This window comes from Novosphingobium meiothermophilum (assembly GCF_003171715.1).
GTDB lineage: Bacteria > Pseudomonadota > Alphaproteobacteria > Sphingomonadales > Sphingomonadaceae > Novosphingobium > Novosphingobium meiothermophilum.
Genome location: NZ_QGHL01000005.1, coordinates 126,198 through 140,651, shown reverse-complemented (window position 1 = coordinate 140,651; position 14,454 = coordinate 126,198). Strand labels below are relative to the sequence as shown.

The 14,454-nt window shown below is 65.3% G+C and carries 18 protein-coding genes; 8 read left to right on the top strand and 10 right to left on the bottom strand.

Going from position 1 to position 14,454, the window contains the following annotated elements; translation table 11 throughout:
* Positions 1-28: 28 nt before the first annotated feature.
* Complete coding sequence (gene galE / locus DKM43_RS03915) at positions 29-1,039, bottom strand: UDP-glucose 4-epimerase GalE (protein WP_109797181.1); 1,011 nt, start codon at positions 1,037-1,039, stop codon at positions 29-31.
* A 99-nt stretch (positions 1,040-1,138) separates the two neighbouring features.
* Here galE and DKM43_RS03910 point away from each other — a divergent pair, with 99 nt between their 5' ends.
* The 4 genes from DKM43_RS03910 (at position 1,139) to DKM43_RS16750 (ending at position 3,819) form a co-directional block, all read left to right on the top strand.
* Positions 1,139-1,852: a DUF4136 domain-containing protein gene (locus tag DKM43_RS03910; RefSeq protein WP_109797180.1), complete on the top strand. Its 714-nt coding sequence runs from the start codon at positions 1,139-1,141 to the stop codon at positions 1,850-1,852.
* 73 nt (positions 1,853-1,925) lie between these two features.
* The gene (locus DKM43_RS03905) at positions 1,926-2,519 is read left to right on the top strand and encodes a DUF4136 domain-containing protein (RefSeq protein ID WP_109797251.1); all 594 of its coding nucleotides are present in this window, start codon (positions 1,926-1,928) and stop codon (positions 2,517-2,519) included.
* Entirely contained in the window at positions 2,516-3,646 is a 1,131-nt protein-coding gene (locus DKM43_RS03900; RefSeq protein WP_109797179.1) for a M14 family metallopeptidase, read from the top strand. Before DKM43_RS03905 ends, DKM43_RS03900 begins: the two co-directional genes overlap by 4 nt.
* A 44-nt stretch (positions 3,647-3,690) precedes the next feature.
* The gene (locus DKM43_RS16750; protein ID WP_269089603.1) at positions 3,691-3,819 is read left to right on the top strand and encodes a hypothetical protein; all 129 of its coding nucleotides are present in this window, start codon (positions 3,691-3,693) and stop codon (positions 3,817-3,819) included.
* A 61-nt stretch (positions 3,820-3,880) separates the two neighbouring features.
* Here the strand turns inward: DKM43_RS16750 and arsC are convergent, their stop codons facing one another.
* Complete coding sequence (gene arsC, locus DKM43_RS03895; RefSeq protein WP_109797250.1) at positions 3,881-4,222, bottom strand: arsenate reductase (glutaredoxin); 342 nt, start codon at positions 4,220-4,222, stop codon at positions 3,881-3,883.
* Positions 4,223-4,429: 207 nt separating this feature from the next.
* On the opposite strand from arsC, the gene DKM43_RS03890 reads away from it, so the two are divergent.
* Positions 4,430-6,547, top strand: coding sequence for a TonB-dependent receptor (locus tag DKM43_RS03890; protein WP_236632366.1), 2,118 nt, complete (start codon positions 4,430-4,432; stop codon positions 6,545-6,547).
* Positions 6,548-6,635: 88 nt separating this feature from the next.
* Here DKM43_RS03890 and DKM43_RS03885 read toward each other — a convergent pair whose 3' ends face one another.
* Positions 6,636-7,145 carry a (2Fe-2S)-binding protein gene (locus DKM43_RS03885; protein ID WP_109797177.1) on the bottom strand — a complete coding sequence of 170 codons (510 nt, stop codon included), beginning with the start codon at positions 7,143-7,145 and terminating at the stop codon, positions 6,636-6,638.
* Positions 7,146-7,191: 46 nt separating this feature from the next.
* On the bottom strand, positions 7,192-7,959 hold the full coding sequence (locus DKM43_RS03880; RefSeq protein WP_109797176.1) for a class II aldolase/adducin family protein: 768 nt from the start codon (positions 7,957-7,959) through the stop codon (positions 7,192-7,194).
* Between DKM43_RS03880 and DKM43_RS03875 the strand changes: the two genes are divergently transcribed.
* Complete coding sequence (locus DKM43_RS03875) at positions 7,934-8,620, top strand: SOS response-associated peptidase (RefSeq protein WP_330857608.1); 687 nt, start codon at positions 7,934-7,936, stop codon at positions 8,618-8,620. The genes DKM43_RS03880 and DKM43_RS03875 overlap by 26 nt on opposite strands.
* Positions 8,621-8,623: 3 nt before the next feature.
* Here DKM43_RS03875 and DKM43_RS03870 read toward each other — a convergent pair whose 3' ends face one another.
* The 5 genes from DKM43_RS03870 to DKM43_RS03850 all read right to left on the bottom strand — a co-directional run bounded on the left by DKM43_RS03870 (position 8,624) and on the right by DKM43_RS03850 (position 11,969).
* The gene (locus DKM43_RS03870) at positions 8,624-9,331 is read right to left on the bottom strand and encodes an HPP family protein (RefSeq protein WP_236632364.1); all 708 of its coding nucleotides are present in this window, start codon (positions 9,329-9,331) and stop codon (positions 8,624-8,626) included.
* 116 nt (positions 9,332-9,447) lie between these two features.
* Positions 9,448-9,984 carry a 30S ribosomal protein S9 gene (rpsI, locus tag DKM43_RS03865; RefSeq protein WP_109797175.1) on the bottom strand — a complete coding sequence of 179 codons (537 nt, stop codon included), beginning with the start codon at positions 9,982-9,984 and terminating at the stop codon, positions 9,448-9,450.
* A gap of 2 nt (positions 9,985-9,986) precedes the next feature.
* Positions 9,987-10,466, bottom strand: coding sequence for a 50S ribosomal protein L13 (gene rplM, locus DKM43_RS03860; RefSeq protein WP_109797174.1), 480 nt, complete (start codon positions 10,464-10,466; stop codon positions 9,987-9,989).
* Positions 10,467-10,605: 139 nt separating this feature from the next.
* Entirely contained in the window at positions 10,606-10,932 is a 327-nt protein-coding gene (gene cutA, locus DKM43_RS03855; RefSeq protein ID WP_109797173.1) for a divalent-cation tolerance protein CutA, read from the bottom strand.
* Complete coding sequence (locus tag DKM43_RS03850) at positions 10,929-11,969, bottom strand: COX15/CtaA family protein (protein ID WP_109797172.1); 1,041 nt, start codon at positions 11,967-11,969, stop codon at positions 10,929-10,931. The genes cutA and DKM43_RS03850 overlap by 4 nt, the downstream gene beginning before the upstream one ends.
* A 229-nt stretch (positions 11,970-12,198) precedes the next feature.
* Between DKM43_RS03850 and DKM43_RS03845 the strand changes: the two genes are divergently transcribed.
* Both DKM43_RS03845 and thiS read left to right on the top strand, forming a co-directional pair.
* Positions 12,199-12,576 carry a MerC domain-containing protein gene (locus tag DKM43_RS03845; RefSeq protein ID WP_109797171.1) on the top strand — a complete coding sequence of 126 codons (378 nt, stop codon included), beginning with the start codon at positions 12,199-12,201 and terminating at the stop codon, positions 12,574-12,576.
* Between the two features lie 52 nt (positions 12,577-12,628).
* Entirely contained in the window at positions 12,629-13,636 is a 1,008-nt protein-coding gene (thiS, locus tag DKM43_RS03840) for a sulfur carrier protein ThiS (RefSeq protein ID WP_109797170.1), read from the top strand.
* 10 nt (positions 13,637-13,646) lie between these two features.
* Here thiS and DKM43_RS03835 read toward each other — a convergent pair whose 3' ends face one another.
* The gene (locus DKM43_RS03835) at positions 13,647-14,435 is read right to left on the bottom strand and encodes a hypothetical protein (protein WP_109797169.1); all 789 of its coding nucleotides are present in this window, start codon (positions 14,433-14,435) and stop codon (positions 13,647-13,649) included.
* Positions 14,436-14,454: the final 19 nt, after the last annotated feature.

Sequence of the window (14,454 nt, the reverse complement as noted above, 5' to 3'; positions counted from 1 at the left end):
TGGCCGTTAGTGGGGTGGGCGGGCCAAGTCAACCGCTGGCGCGCATTTCATCGAGCTTTCGCTCCCATGCGAGGGCATGGCCGACGATCACATCGAGATCGGCATGGCGCGGCCGCCATGGCAGGCGCGCCATGATCCGCCGGTTGTCGGAAATGAGCTGCGCGGGATCGCCCGCGCGGCGGCCCTGCTCTTCGCGCACGATTCTGACGCCTGCCACCCGGTCCACCGCATCGAGCACCTCGCGCACCGAGAAGCCGCGCCCGTAGCCGCAGTTCAGGACCAGCGATTCGCGCGGGGAGGCGATCAGCGCTTCAAGCGCAAGGACATGGGCGGCGGCCAGATCGGAGACGTGGATATAGTCGCGCACGCCGGTGCCATCGGGCGTGGGAAAGTCGGTGCCGAACACGCCCACCGAGGCGCGCTTGCCCAGAGCCGCCTCGACCGCGACCTTGATAAGGTGCGTGGCGCCTGCGGTCGATTGGCCGGTGCGGCCCGCGGGATCGGCCCCGGCCACGTTGAAATAGCGCAGCGCAGCATGGTTGAGCGGATGGGCGGCGGCGACATCGGCCAGCATCGCCTCGGTCATCAGCTTGGACATGCCATAGGGGTTGATCGGGCGCTGCGGGCAGTCTTCGGCCACAGGTGAGACATCCGGCGTGCCATAAGTGGCGGCGGTGGATGAGAAGATGAAGTGGCCGATGCCTGCGCGCACCACGGCCTCGATCAGGGCGCGGCTCTTGGCGGTGTTGTTGTGATAGTATTTCAGCGGGTTCTCTACCGATTCGGGCACCACCACCGATCCGGCAAAGTGCATGACCGCGCCGATCCGGTGTTCGGCCGCTATCCGCGCGATGAGCGCCTGATCCTCGATGTCGCCTTCATGGAAGGGAACATCGGCCGGGACGGCAAAGCGGAAGCCGGTGACAAGATTGTCGATCACCACGACCGGCCAGCCCGCATCGCGCAGGGCAAGCACGGCGTGGCTGCCGATATACCCGGCGCCGCCGGTCACGAGGACGGGAACTTTGGGTGTGGTCATCGGTGCCTGATTCCCGACCTCTTTCATGTTCAGCCATGCGACAGCCGCCGGAGGCTAGCCGCGTGATGGGGCACCTAACGCCGGACAGGATAATACCCGATGAACGTGAAGCCGATTTTGCCGATTCTGCTGGCGGGCGGCCTTGCCACTGCCCTTTCCACGGCGGCCGCCGTGGCAGTGCAGGCCCAACCCTTTCCTGGCGGCGCGCGCGGATGGGAGCGAGGCGACGATGATCCGCGAATCGAGCGCAGGCGCGCGGTTCAGCCTTCCCGCGCGGTGGAAGTCAGCGCCTTTCAGGCTGCCGATGCCGCGCCGCTTCTGGGCAAGGGCGCGATCACCGTGGCGGCGGCAGCGGGTTCCGAGGCGGAATGGAAGCTGCCGGTCTATGAGGCGGCTGTCGTCGATGAACTGGCGAAGCTGGGATACGATACCGCAACGAGCGGCGCCGAAGGCGGGCAGATTGCCCAGATCGGCATAAGCCACAGTGTCGTCGTGCCCGAAGAGCCGAAGCGCAAGCCGGTTTCGGGCGCGATGGAAGTGGGGGTTTCCAACCGGGGCAGCTATCAGGCCATGGCGCTCAACGTCGATCTTTCCAAACCGGCGCGCGCCATCGTGGCCACCCGGCTGGACGTGCGCATACGCGACCGGGCAAGCAACCGCGTGCTGTGGGAAGGCCATGCCGAAGCGCAGACCCGCGAAGGCGACGAAGGGCTGGACAACGGTGCCGTGGCGGCGCGGCTGGCCTCGGCCATGTTTGCGCGCTTTGCCGATGCGCAGGTCGTGAACGCGGGCGCAGATGGCCCGGCGGGCTGAGGGTGTGCAAAATGCCATTGCAGCGGCGGGCAAGTCGTCCCACGTTTGCGTGCAGACAACAGGAAGCCTGAAGATGAAACGTATTGCTGCCGCCCTTGCTTTTTGCGCGCTTGTTGCCGCGCCGGTGCTGGCGAGGGCAGCGCCGGTCGAAGTGACCCGGTTTCATACCCCCGAAACGCTTGCCCGGCTGAAAGGCGTGGCGGCCACGGTCGAAGCCGCGCCGGGGAGCGATCCGGCCAGCCTTGAAAGCAAGGTCTGGCTGGCGGCGGTGCAGAAGGAGCTTTCCGCGCAGGGCTTTGGCGTGGCGACACCGGGGGCCACCGATGTGGTTGCCGAAGTCTTTGTCGAGCGCGAGGTGTTCAAGCGCGAAGGCACCCGCGGCCCGGTGAGCGTGGGCGTGGGCGGCACGACCGGCGGCTTTGGCAGCGGTGTGGGCATGGGCCTTGGCTTCAACCTTGGCGGCGGGGCGAAGGAATATGTCGTCACGCGCCTGTCGGTGCGCATCCGCGATCGCCGGACCGGCGAATCGCTGTGGGAAGGGCGGGCGGAGAACCGCGAGAAGGCCAAGGCGAAGGAAGCCGCCATTGCCGAAGCCGCGCCGCGCATGGCCCATGCGCTGTTCGCGGGTTTTCCCGGCACTTCGGGCGAGACTGTCTCGGTCAAATGAGCGACATTGCAATCAACGCCGCCTTCGATTCGGGCAATATCGAGGTGCTGGAAATTGCGGGTGCCAGTGCGCGTCTGGCGATCCGCAAGGACCGCGATTCGGATTTCTTCCAGTGGTTTCATTTCCGCGTGGACGGGGCGGCCGGACGTGCGCTGGAACTGAAGATCACGGGGCTTGGGGCATCGGCCTATCCGGACGGCTGGCCGGGCTATCGCGCGGTCTGTTCGCAGGACCGCGAATACTGGGAGCGCACGGACACCGCGTATGACCCGGCGGAAGACGGCGGCACGCTGACCATTCGCCACAGGCCAGAGGCCGGCACCTGCTGGTTTGCCTATTTCGCGCCCTATTCGATGGAGCGGCATCACGATCTGGTGGCGCAGACCGCTGCCCAGGCGGGGGTGGACTATCGCTGCCTTGGCACGAGCATCGAAGGCCAGCCGATCGACTGCCTCGAAATGGGCGAGGGGCCGAAGCAGGTCTGGCTCTATGCCCGCCAGCATCCCGGCGAGAGCATGGCCGAATGGTGGATGGAAGGCGCGCTGGAGATGCTGACCGATCCGGCCGATCCGCATGCACGCCGCCTGCGCCAGCTGTGCCGGTTCCACGTGGTGCCCAACGCGAATCCCGACGGTTCCTGCCGCGGGCACCTGCGCACCAATGCGGTTGGCGTGAACCTCAACCGCGAATGGCACGCGCCGAGCGCAGAGCGATCCCCCGAAGTGCTGGCGATCCGCAATGCCATGGACGAAACCGGCGTGGACTTTGCCATGGACGTGCACGGGGACGAGGCAATCCCGCACGTTTTCCTTGCCGGGTTCGAGGGTATCCCTTCGTGGACTGACGAACTGGGGGCGGGCTATGAACGTTACCGCCGCATTCTCGAACGCCGCACGCCCGATTTCCAGACGCGGCGAGGCTATCCGGTCGCGGCGCCGGGGCGGGCCAATCTGGCGATGTCGACCAATCAGGTGGCGCAGCGTTTCGGCTGCGTGGCGATGACGCTGGAAATGCCTTTCAAGGACAATGACGATCTGCCCTGCAAGGAACAGGGCTGGAGCCCGGAGCGATCGAAGCTGCTGGCGCGCGAATGCCTTGCGGCACTGCTGGAATGGCTTGAGGGCTGAGGCGCTTTACCGGTTGTTAAGGGATCGGGGCGCATGTCTGGCGCATGGCCCGCGCAATCGCCCTGATCCAGACCGCACACCCTGCCGAAGCGCTGCTTGAACTGGCGCGCCGGATGATCGTGCTGGGCTGCGCCGCCGCGCTGATCCTTGCCGGGCGCGCGCTTCCTCTCTGACATCGCCTGCTTTCTGGCGGCGCTTGCTGCGGCGGGCCTTGCGGCTTGACCGGGTGACGGATCAGAGGATTTCAAGCAGCTTTTCCCTGGGCCGGCACAGGCGCACGCCCTTTTCGGTTTCCACCAGCGGGCGTTCGATCAGCCTGGGTTCGGCGGCCATCGCGGCCAGCACCGTGGCATCATCGGCCTGCGGCAGGCCGCGCGCTTCGGCATCGGTTCCGCGCAGACGCAGGCCCTGCTGCGGGGTGATCCCCGCATCGCGATAAAGCTGTGCCAGCTTTTCCGCGCCCGGCGGGTTTTTCAGGTATTCGATCACCGTCACGTCCGCACCCGCTTCCTGAAGCATCGCCAGCGTATTGCGCGAGGTGCCGCAAGCCGGGTTGTGCCAGATCGTTGCCTTCATCGATGTCTCCTGCGCGCTTTGCGATGCTTTTCGCCTGCCGGTCATAGCCGCGCGTGCAGCAGGCGCAAATCCGATCCGGCGGCAAGTCCCATATTTTGACCGGGATCAATGGAATTGAGAATAATTTGCAAAAAACTGCTTGCCAGTGCGAGTGAGTCGCAATAGGGCGTTCTTGCGAATGATTATCGATAGCTGAAGGGGACAGAAGTGAGCCGCCTTGCCCGAATCATGTTTGCCCGGACCATCCTTGCCGGAACCGCGCTTGCCACGTGCTCCGTCATTGCATCGTCGGCTGCCCATGCCGATGAAGCGGTGGTGCCTGCTGACGCGGCGCTTGAAGCAGATGCGGCGGGAACGGTGATCGTCGTGACCGGCACGGCCGATGGCTATCGCCCGGTCGATGCCAACGCGGTCAAGACGCCGACCCCGCTGCTGGACGTGCCGCAGACGATCACCGTGCTGACCCGCGAGCAGCTTGACGATCAGGGCATCACCCAGCTTGGCGACGCGTTGCGCTATGTGCCGGGGGTGGTTCTGGGGCAGGGCGAAGGCCACCGCGATCAGATCACCATCCGCGGGCAGAACACCACCGCCGACTTCTATCTCGACGGGCTGCGCGACGACACGCAGTATTACCGCTCGCTCTACAACATCGAGCGAGTGGAAGTGCTCAAGGGAGCGAACGCGCTGCTGTTCGGGCGGGGCGGCGGCGGCGGGGTCATCAACCGCGTGAGCAAGACGCCGGATCTCAACCGCACAAGGGCGCAGGCCAGCGCCAATGCCGACACCTTCGGCGCTTTCGCGCTGGCGGCGGACTTCAACCAGCCGCTGGGCGAAACGGTGGGCGCGCGGATCAACGCTACCTACGAGGAGTTCGACAATCACCGGCAGGATTTCGAGGGGCGCTTCATCGGCGTCAACCCGACCCTTGCCTTCCAGCCCGGCGCAGCCACCCGCATCGAGCTTTCCTATGTCTATGACGATGACCGGCGCATTACCGATCGCGGCGTGCCTTCGCTGGGCGGCAGGCCGCTGACAGGATATGACGATACCTTCTTCGGGCGGACCGACACCAACATCGCCACGGTCAAGGCCCATATCGCACAGGCCCGGCTGGATCATGAACTGGCCGAAAACCTCAGCTTCAATGTGCTGGGCCAATACAGCCATACCGACAAGCTTTATGGCAATATCTTCCCCAGCGGGGCGGTGAACACCGCCACCAACACCGTGGCGCTTGCCGGGTATGAAAGCGGCACCGTGCGCGCAAGCTGGATCGGGCAGGCGAATCTGGTCTGGACCGGCCGCACCGGCGGGATCGGGCACACCCTGCTGGCAGGCGCCGAGTTTGCCGATCAGGATACCCACGCCACGCGCCGCAGCACCAACAACGGCAGCGTGACGCTGGCACGGCGGCTGAGCGTTCCGGCGCTGACCTATGGCCCGCTGACCAACAACACTCGCACCGATGTGCGCACGATTTCGGTCTATATCCAGGATCAGGTAGAGCTGGCGCCGTTCCTTCAGGTGGTGGCAGGCGTGCGTTATGACGAATTCCGCATCACCGGGCGCAACGCGATCAACGGGGTGACGGCATCGCGCACCGACGGCAAGTGGTCGCCGCGCCTTGGCGTGATCCTGAAGCCGCAGGAGAACGTCAGCTTCTATGGCAGCTTCACGCGCACTTTCCTGCCGCAATCGGGCGACCAGTTCGGCGCGCTTGATCCCACGCAGGCGACGCTCGCCCCTGAGCAGTTCGAGAACATCGAGGCAGGGGTGAAGTGGGACGTGAACCCCGGCCTTGCCTTTACCGCGGCGGTCTATCAGCTCGACCGCGACAATTCACGCTTCAACAATCCCGTTACCGGTCTGCCGGAACTTTCGGGCAAGACCCGCGCCAAAGGCATCGAGCTTTCGCTGGCCGGGCGCATCCTGCCCGACTGGCAGGTAAGCCTTGGCTACACGCTTCAGGACGGCGAGGTGCTTTCGGCCACCACTGCCGCGCCGGCCGGGCGCAGGCTGGCGCAGTTGCCGCGCCATCAGGCATCGGCATGGACACGCTATGACGTGACGGACCGGCTGGGCCTTGGCCTTGGCGTGACGCACCAGTCGAAGAGCTTTGCCACGATCAGCAACGGGGTGACGCTGCCTGCCTTCACCCGGATCGATGCGGCCGTGTTCTATGAGCTTTCGCAGCGCGTATCGGTGCAGCTCAATGTCGAGAACCTGACCGATACCGACTATTTCCCCGCCGCGCACACCGACAACAACATCTCGACGGGCGAGCCGCTCAACGCCCGCCTGACGGTGCGCGTGAAGTTCTGATACCCCCCGGCGCCCTTCTGCTCCGTCCCTCCCGCAGCAGGAGGGCGCCAACCCGTGATGCAAGCCCGCGCTTGAGGCGGCCCGCCGTTCAGCCCGCCGAAGGCGCGACGATGGCGGGCGGCGGCGCGGCGTTCAGCGTTTCCTCGCCGCGCATCACGCGGGCCGCGCGCTGGATGGCGCGGATCAGGCGCGGATAGACCCCGCAGCGACAGATATTGGTGATGGCGCGCGCGATGTCTTCATCGGCCGGGCTGGCGTTGACCGCCAGCAGTGCGGCGGCGGCCATGACGATGCCCGGCGTGCAAAAACCACACTGGATGGCCTGTTCGGCCACCATCGCCTGTTGCACCGGATGCGACCGGTCTGCCGAAAGCCCTTCGATGGTGGTGATGCTCCGCCCTTCGGCCTCGCCCAGCAGGAGCGTGCAGCTTGGCATGGCCTGACCATCGACGATCACCATGCATGCCCCGCATTCGCCGGTGCCGCAGCCGTATTTGGTGCCGGTCAGGTTCGATGCATCGCGCAGCGCCCAGAGCAGCGGCGTATCGTCCTCAAGACGATACTGCACGGGCTGGCTGTTGACGGTGAGGCGGGCCATGGCGTTCGCTTAGCCCGCCTTGGGGAGCCGGATCAATCCGCTCCGCTCAATCGCGCCAGCTCCGGTCGATCCGGTCGATCCGGCGGGTCCATGCCGCAAAATCGGCAACGCCCGCGGCCCCCGTCTCGCGGTTGACGGTGGAAATGTCACGCTGATGCACGGCGATGACCTCATCTGGCACGCGGATGACGGGGCGCCCCATGGCCAGTGTGGCCATCTGGATCTCGCAGGCGCGCTGAAGGCTCCACTGCATCAGGAACATCTGCTGGAGATTTTCCGCCAGCACCACCGGGCCGTGATTGCGCAGCATCAGAATGCGCTTGCTGCCAAGGTTCTTCAGCAGGCGCTCGCCCTCCTCGGCGCGCACGGTGACGCCCTCGAAATCGTGATAGGCAAGCTGGCCCGCGAAATTGCAGGCATAGAAATTGATCGGCATCAGCCCTTCTTCGAGGCTGCACACCGCCATCGTCTCGGTCGTGTGGACATGGGCGATCGCGTGCGCCCAGGGCAGGTGCCGGTGAAAATAGGAATGCTGGGTAAAGCCCGCGGGATTGACCGGCCATGGGCTGTCATCCAGCTTGTTGCCATCGATGTCGATCTTGACGAGGTTCGAGGCGGTGACTTCGGAATAGAGCATCCCGAAGGGATTGATGAGAAATGCACCCTCCTCGCCCGGAACGCGCAGCGAGATGTGATTGTAGATCGATTCCGACCAGCCGAGATGGTCGTAGATGCGGTAGCACGCGGCCAGTTCCTGCCGGGCATGCCATTCCGCCTCGCTGCATTCGATGTTGGGCCTGATGTGGGTGGCCATTGCGCTCTCCGGGGCATATCTGGTTGTTATGTGCAACTTGTATCGCATGACCGGCAGGGTTCAAGCCATCGCACGGATGTTTGCACCCCTCGGAAAGGCGCCGGATGATCTGCCCGCCTTTTCCGAGATCTGGCCCGGCAGCACGGCGCCGGTGCTGATCGCGCGCGGCGGGCAATACCGGCTGGGGCCGATGCAGTGGGGCTGGCCGCCGCCGGTTGCCGGGCAAAGGCCGGTCATCAACGTGCGCAACCTGCAATCGCCGATGTGGCGCGCGGCGCTGGAAGACCCGGCGCGGCGCTGCGTGGTGCCGGTGACGGCGTTCTGCGAATGGTCGGCCAGTATCGACCCGCAAACGCGGCGCAAGCGGCCGCACTGGTTCGCGCTGAAAGACCAGCCGCTGTTTGCCTTTGCCGGACTGTGGCGGCAGACAGCCGATGGGCCGCGCTTTGCCTTCCTGACCTGTCCGGCCAACGCGCTGGTGGGGCGGGTCCATCCCAAGGCGATGCCGGTGATCCTTGCTTCGGGCGAGGCGGCGATGGCATGGCTGACCGCCGATGCCGAGCGCGCCGAGGCCATGCAGCGCCCCTTCGCGGAGGCAGCAATGATCGAGATCGCGGATGAACGGCAAGCGGCGCCGCCCGCGCAGCCCCGGCTCCTGTGACGGCTACTTGTGGTCGTCTGCCCAGCGGCGCAGGACGCGGCGTTCGACAGCGCGGAACAATGCGTCGAGATCGTCGGCAGAGACATCAAGCGTCTCGTCCCACTCGTCCAGAACGGCATCAAGATCGGCGCGGTCATAGGTGACGGCGCGCGAGGGGGCGGGCGGGGGCGGCGCGATGGCCAGATGGGGCCAGCGGTGCCCGGTCAACCCGTTGTAAAGCCAGCCGATCAGCACGATCCCCGCAACATTGAGGGCCAGCGGAAGAAGCGGGCCGGGCAAGTGCGCGCCGGGGGCATGGCCCGCCAGAGCGCCGAGAATGGCCGCCGCCCCGCCGGGTGGATGGGTGCAGCGGGCAAGCGCCATTGCGCCAATGGCGAGGCCCACGGCGAGACTGACAGCAAGCGGGGCAGCGATATTCGCCTGCGCGCAGAGCCAGCCGACAGCCATGCCCACCATGACGGAGACGAGACTGCCGCCAATCACGGGCCAGGGCTGCGCCAGCGGGCTGGCGGGCACCGCAAAGACCAGCACGGCCGAGGCGCCGACCGGAGCCATGATCCATGGCTGGTGGGCGCTGGCGGGAAGGACATGCCCCATGAGCGCGGCCAGCGCGATGCCCATTGCCGCCCCGAAGGCGGCACGGGGCCATCCGGCAATCATCAAGGGGCCAATCACTTTGCGGGCAATCATCTTGGGGGCGGGGGCGCGCATTGTGCGAGGATGTGCTGCATCGGGCGCCCTGCGGCAAGGCATGGCCGCATGAAAAAAGGGGCCGGTCCGCAAGACCAGCCCCCGATTTTTCCTTCCAGCAATTGCCGGAGCGCGGATCAGCGCTTCGAGAACTGGAAGCTGCGGCGGGCCTTGGCGCGGCCGTACTTCTTGCGCTCGACCACGCGGGGGTCGCGGGTAAGGAAGCCGGCGGCCTTGACCGCGCTGCGCAGGGCAGGTTCGAACTTCGACAGGGCCTGTGCGATGCCGTGCTTGACCGCGCCGGCCTGGCCCGAAAGGCCGCCGCCCTTCACGGTGCAGACGATGTCATACTGACCTTCGCGCCCGGCGACGGCGAAGGGCTGGTTGATGACGAGACGCAGCGTCGGACGAGCGAAATAGACTTCCTGATCGCGGCCGTTGACGGTGATCTTGCCCGAACCGGGCTTGAGCCACACGCGGGCCACGGCGTCCTTGCGGCGGCCGGTGGCGTAGGAACGCCCCTGCGCATCGACTTCGCGTTCGCGCAGGACGGCAGCGGGGCCGGTGCGCACGACAGGGGCTTCATCGCCGGCAGCCGGAGCGGCAGCGGCTGCGCCAGCGGTCAGATCCTTGAGGTCGGCCAGGCTGGAGACGGTGTTTTCGGTTTCGGCCATGATTATGCACCCACCTTGTTCTTGCGGTTCATCGAGGCGACGTCGAGCGGCACCGGCTGGGTTCCGCCATGCGGGTGTTCGGCACCGGCATAGAGGTGAAGGGCGCGCATCTGCGCACGGCCAAGCGGACCGCGCGGGATCATGCGTTCCACGGCCTTTTCAAGCACGCGCTCCGGGAAGCGGCCGCCAAGGACCTTGTCCGCGGTGACTTCCTTGATGCCGCCGGCATAACCGGTGTGCTTGTAGTAGGTCTTGTTCTTCAGCTTGTTGCCGGTGAACTTCACCTTGTCGGCGTTGATGACGACGACATGATCGCCGCAATCGACGTGCGGGGTGAAGCTGGGCTTGTGCTTGCCGCGCAGATGGTTGGCGATGATGACGGCGAGACGGCCGACGACCATGCCTTCGGCATCGATCAGATGCCACTTCTTTTCCACCTCGGCCGGCTTGATCGACCGGGTGACCTTGCTGAGAGCCTTCATGGCTACGGTTCCCTGAATATCAGTGCGTCGATCCGGGCGACAATCCGCTTGCATCACGACGAAGGAAGCGCGCCTTTGTTGCAGATGGCCGCCAGAGTCAAGCAAACTCGCGGTTTTACGAGGAGGTAAAATAATACCGTCAGGTTTGCGCAGGGCCGCAATCGGCCTCCAGCCATGCCAGCGTGGCCGCGCCCGCGCCATCGCAGCGCCACCCGGCAATGGCTGGCGAATCGTAGGGGTGGAGCACTTCCAGACGGGCAACGGCGGCATCGAGCAGATCGGCACGGGTCTTGAACAGGACGCCAACCTCGGTGCCTTCGCCCCGCTCGCCCTGCCAGCGGTAGAGCGAGCGGACGGCAGGCAGGATATTGGCGCAGGCGATCAGGCGTTCTTCGAGCAGCGTTCCGGCGGCGGCCTCGGCGCTTTCCATGCTGCCGAAGGGACACCAGATCAGCGCGGCGGTCATGACGGCCGGGCATTCCCGCTGCCGAGCAGGTGCGCGCACCAGACGGTTGCGGCCACCAGCAGCGCGCCGACGAGCTGGTGCATGACGCCAAGCCAGAGGGCAACGCCGCTGTAAACGGTGAAGATGCCGAGCAGCACCTGCGTTCCGAACACCGAGTGCAGGACGACCGAGGCGGCGCGGTGGCTCTTGCGCAGGCGGCGGGCGACTATGACCAGCACCGCGACCACGGCCCAGGCCCACCAGCGATGGATGAAGTGGACAAGGAACGGATCGGAGAGCAAGGCGTGGCCGGCGCCCTGCGCCCAGTCCACCCCAGCCGGATAGAAGCGGCCCTGCATGAGCGGCCAGGCATCCGCGCTGAACCAGCCCGCGCCAGCCGAAGTGCCCGCGCGCATCCCGGCCACCAGCGCGCCGTAGAACAGTTGCAGCGCCAGCATGGCCAGCGCCGCAAGGCCCAGACCATGCAGCCGCGCGCGGGGCCTGCCCTTGGAAAGGGCCACGAGATCAAGCGCGGTCCAGACAAGGCCGCCAAGCGTGAACAGCGCGACCAGCAGGTGCGCGGCCAGGCGGAAGTGGCTGACTTTCACGTCATTCACGATGCCCGACTTGACCATCCACCAGCCAACCGTGCCTTGCAGCGCCCCAAGCGCCAGCAGGGCCAGAAGGCGCGGCTTGTAACCTTGCGGAATGCGCCCCTTGATCCAGAACCACGCCAGCGGCAGCGCGAAGACCAGCCCGATGACCCGTGCGATCAGACGGTGGACCCATTCCCAGAAGAAGATGAACTTGTAGGTTTCGAGCGTCATGCCCGCAGGACCATTGATGAGCTGGTATTGCGGCGTGGCGCGATAGGCGTCGAACTCTGCCTGCCACTGGGCCTGCGTGAGCGGCGGGAGGGTTCCGGTAACGGGTTTCCATTCGGTGATCGAAACCCCCGATTCGGTCAGCCGGGTGATCCCGCCGACCGCCACGATGGCGACGACCATCAGGGCCACGACGAACAGCCAGCGGGCAAGCGAAAGCGCGTTGGCACGCATGGCGGCGGAAATACCGGCAGGGCCGGGGGCGGTGCCGGAATCGTGCCGGCTGGGTGCGACGGGGGCTGGTCCGGCGACGGGTTGGGCAGTCATGGCGTTGCCCTGCTCCTGCCCCCGCAAAATCGCAAGAGAGATTGTCGGCCGTGGGCGCACGGACGTTCGGACATGGTGGCGCCGCATCGTGGCACCGGCTTGCGCAATGTAATAATGTAACATATATGGGAGTGCAGTGAACACGATCCTTCCCGCCCTGCGTGCCCGGCTCGACCGGTTCGGCGTGCTCCTTTCGGGGCTGTGCCTGCTGCACTGTCTGGCGGGCGTGTTTCTGGTGGGCATGTTCGGCATCGGCGGCGGGGTGCTGCTCGATCCTGACTGGCACCGCTGGGGACTGGCGCTGGCGCTGGTGATCGGTGCGGCGACCATCGGGCTGGGCGCGCTGCGTCATGGGCGGATGCTGCCGCTGGCCATCGGCGGCGCGGGGCTGGCAATGATGGGCGGCGCGGTGGCCGCCGGCCATGGCAGTGCCGAAGTGGCGCTGACGGTGATCGGCGTGACGCTGGTGGCGGCGGCCCACATCATCAACATGCGCCGCGGCGTTTGCCCCTGAGCGCACCTTTCGCACACTTGCACCTGCCATGCGCATCGCTAAAGCGGCGCGCATGACCGCGATCCTCTCTCTTACCGTCAATGGCGAGCCGCGCCGCGCCGCGCCCGGCTCTGTCGCCGATCTGGTGCGCAGCCTTGAACTCGACCCTGCCAAGGTGGCGGTGGAACGCAATGGCGAGATCGTGCCGCGCTCCACACTGGCCAACGTGGCCATTGCCGACGGGGACGTGCTGGAAATCGTGCATTTCGTGGGTGGAGGACAAGTGGACGTGACGCATGGCAACGATACCCTGAATGACACCTGGACTGTTGCGGGCCGCACCTTCCGTTCGCGCCTGATCGTGGGCACGGGCAAATACCGGGACTTCGAGCAGAACGCGGCTGCGGTCGAGGCTTCGGGTGCGGAAATCGTCACCGTTGCGGTGCGCCGGGTGAATGTTTCGGACCCCAAGGCGCCGATGCTGACCGACTATATCGACCCGAAGAAGATCACCTACCTGCCGAACACGGCCGGCTGCTTTACCGCCGAGGATGCCATCCGCACGCTGCGGCTGGCGCGCGAGGCGGGCGGCTGGGATCTGGTGAAGCTGGAAGTGCTGGGCGAGGCGCGCACGCTCTATCCCAACATGGTCGAAACCATCCGCGCCACCGAAGTGCTGGCCAAGGAAGGCTTCCTGCCGATGGTCTATTGCGTGGACGATCCGATCGCGGCCAAGCAGCTTGAGGACGCAGGCGCGGTGGCGGTGATGCCGCTGGGCGCGCCGATCGGATCGGGCCTTGGCATCCAGAACAAGGTGACGGTGCGGCTGATCGTGGAAGGCGCGAAAGTGCCGGTCTTGGTCGATGCGGGCGTGGGCACCGCATCCGAAGCGGCCGTGGCGATGGAACTGGGCTGCGACGGCGTGCTGATGAACACCGCCATTGCCGAGGCGAAAGACCCGGTCCGCATGGCCCGCGCAATGAAGCTGGCAGTAGAGGCCGGGCGCCATGCCTACCTTGCGGGCCGGATGCCGACGCGCAAGTATGCCGATCCGAGCAGCCCGCTGGCGGGGTTGATCTGAGGGGTAGGTATTAGAATAGCCTGTTTAACAGCCTCGGCTCGCTTGCCTTCAGTCGCTCAAGCATACTGTTGACATAAAACATGTCCGGAGTTGCGTTGGTCGGCAAGACGACTACTGCGTAGTCGGGCTGTTCCTTGTTCAGCGTAAAGGTGACCAACCCAACACCATGTATACTGCATAACGATTTCAGGCGACTCATGTCGTCGCCAGAGGTTGAATTGGGAACGACAATATAGCTTTTATGTGAGAACAGTCTGTAGGCGACTGCTTGGCCAAAGGCAACGACAGGCTGTCCTGGCACAGCTTTGATTTCCGCCGTGACAATTTGCGGCTCAAACTTGAAGATATCCTGCGCGCGCGGCTTAAGCACGCCAATTACATCTGGTGTGCCCCATTTGCCGCCGAGACTTGCGCCACCCAATGCTGACGCAACAGTCGCTTCGTCATTTTCCTCCAACCACTCAGCAAAGCTGGCGTAAAAATCTTGTTCGGTCAGCGGCTCCGAACCGGGAGCGTCAGAAATGACCGGGATGGCAACCGTTTCGGCGTCTTTAGCACTTGCGAGCGCATTGTCGGCGTCAACAAACTTTGCGAGCTGATAAGTTCCTCGCGCTACCTTGACGATTTCGTTCGTTCGAGTCGTCAGCAGATTGTGAATGCCACCATGAACACTGTTGTGTGGTGTCTCAGGCGACTGTGCTTTCACAGCTCGCAGTAAGTCCACCCAGCGAATGCCTTGCGGATTCTCCTCCAGCACTTGCAGTGCTTTCTCGTGAATCTGCTGTCGATTCAGTTTCATGGCTCAATTCTCAATTGCA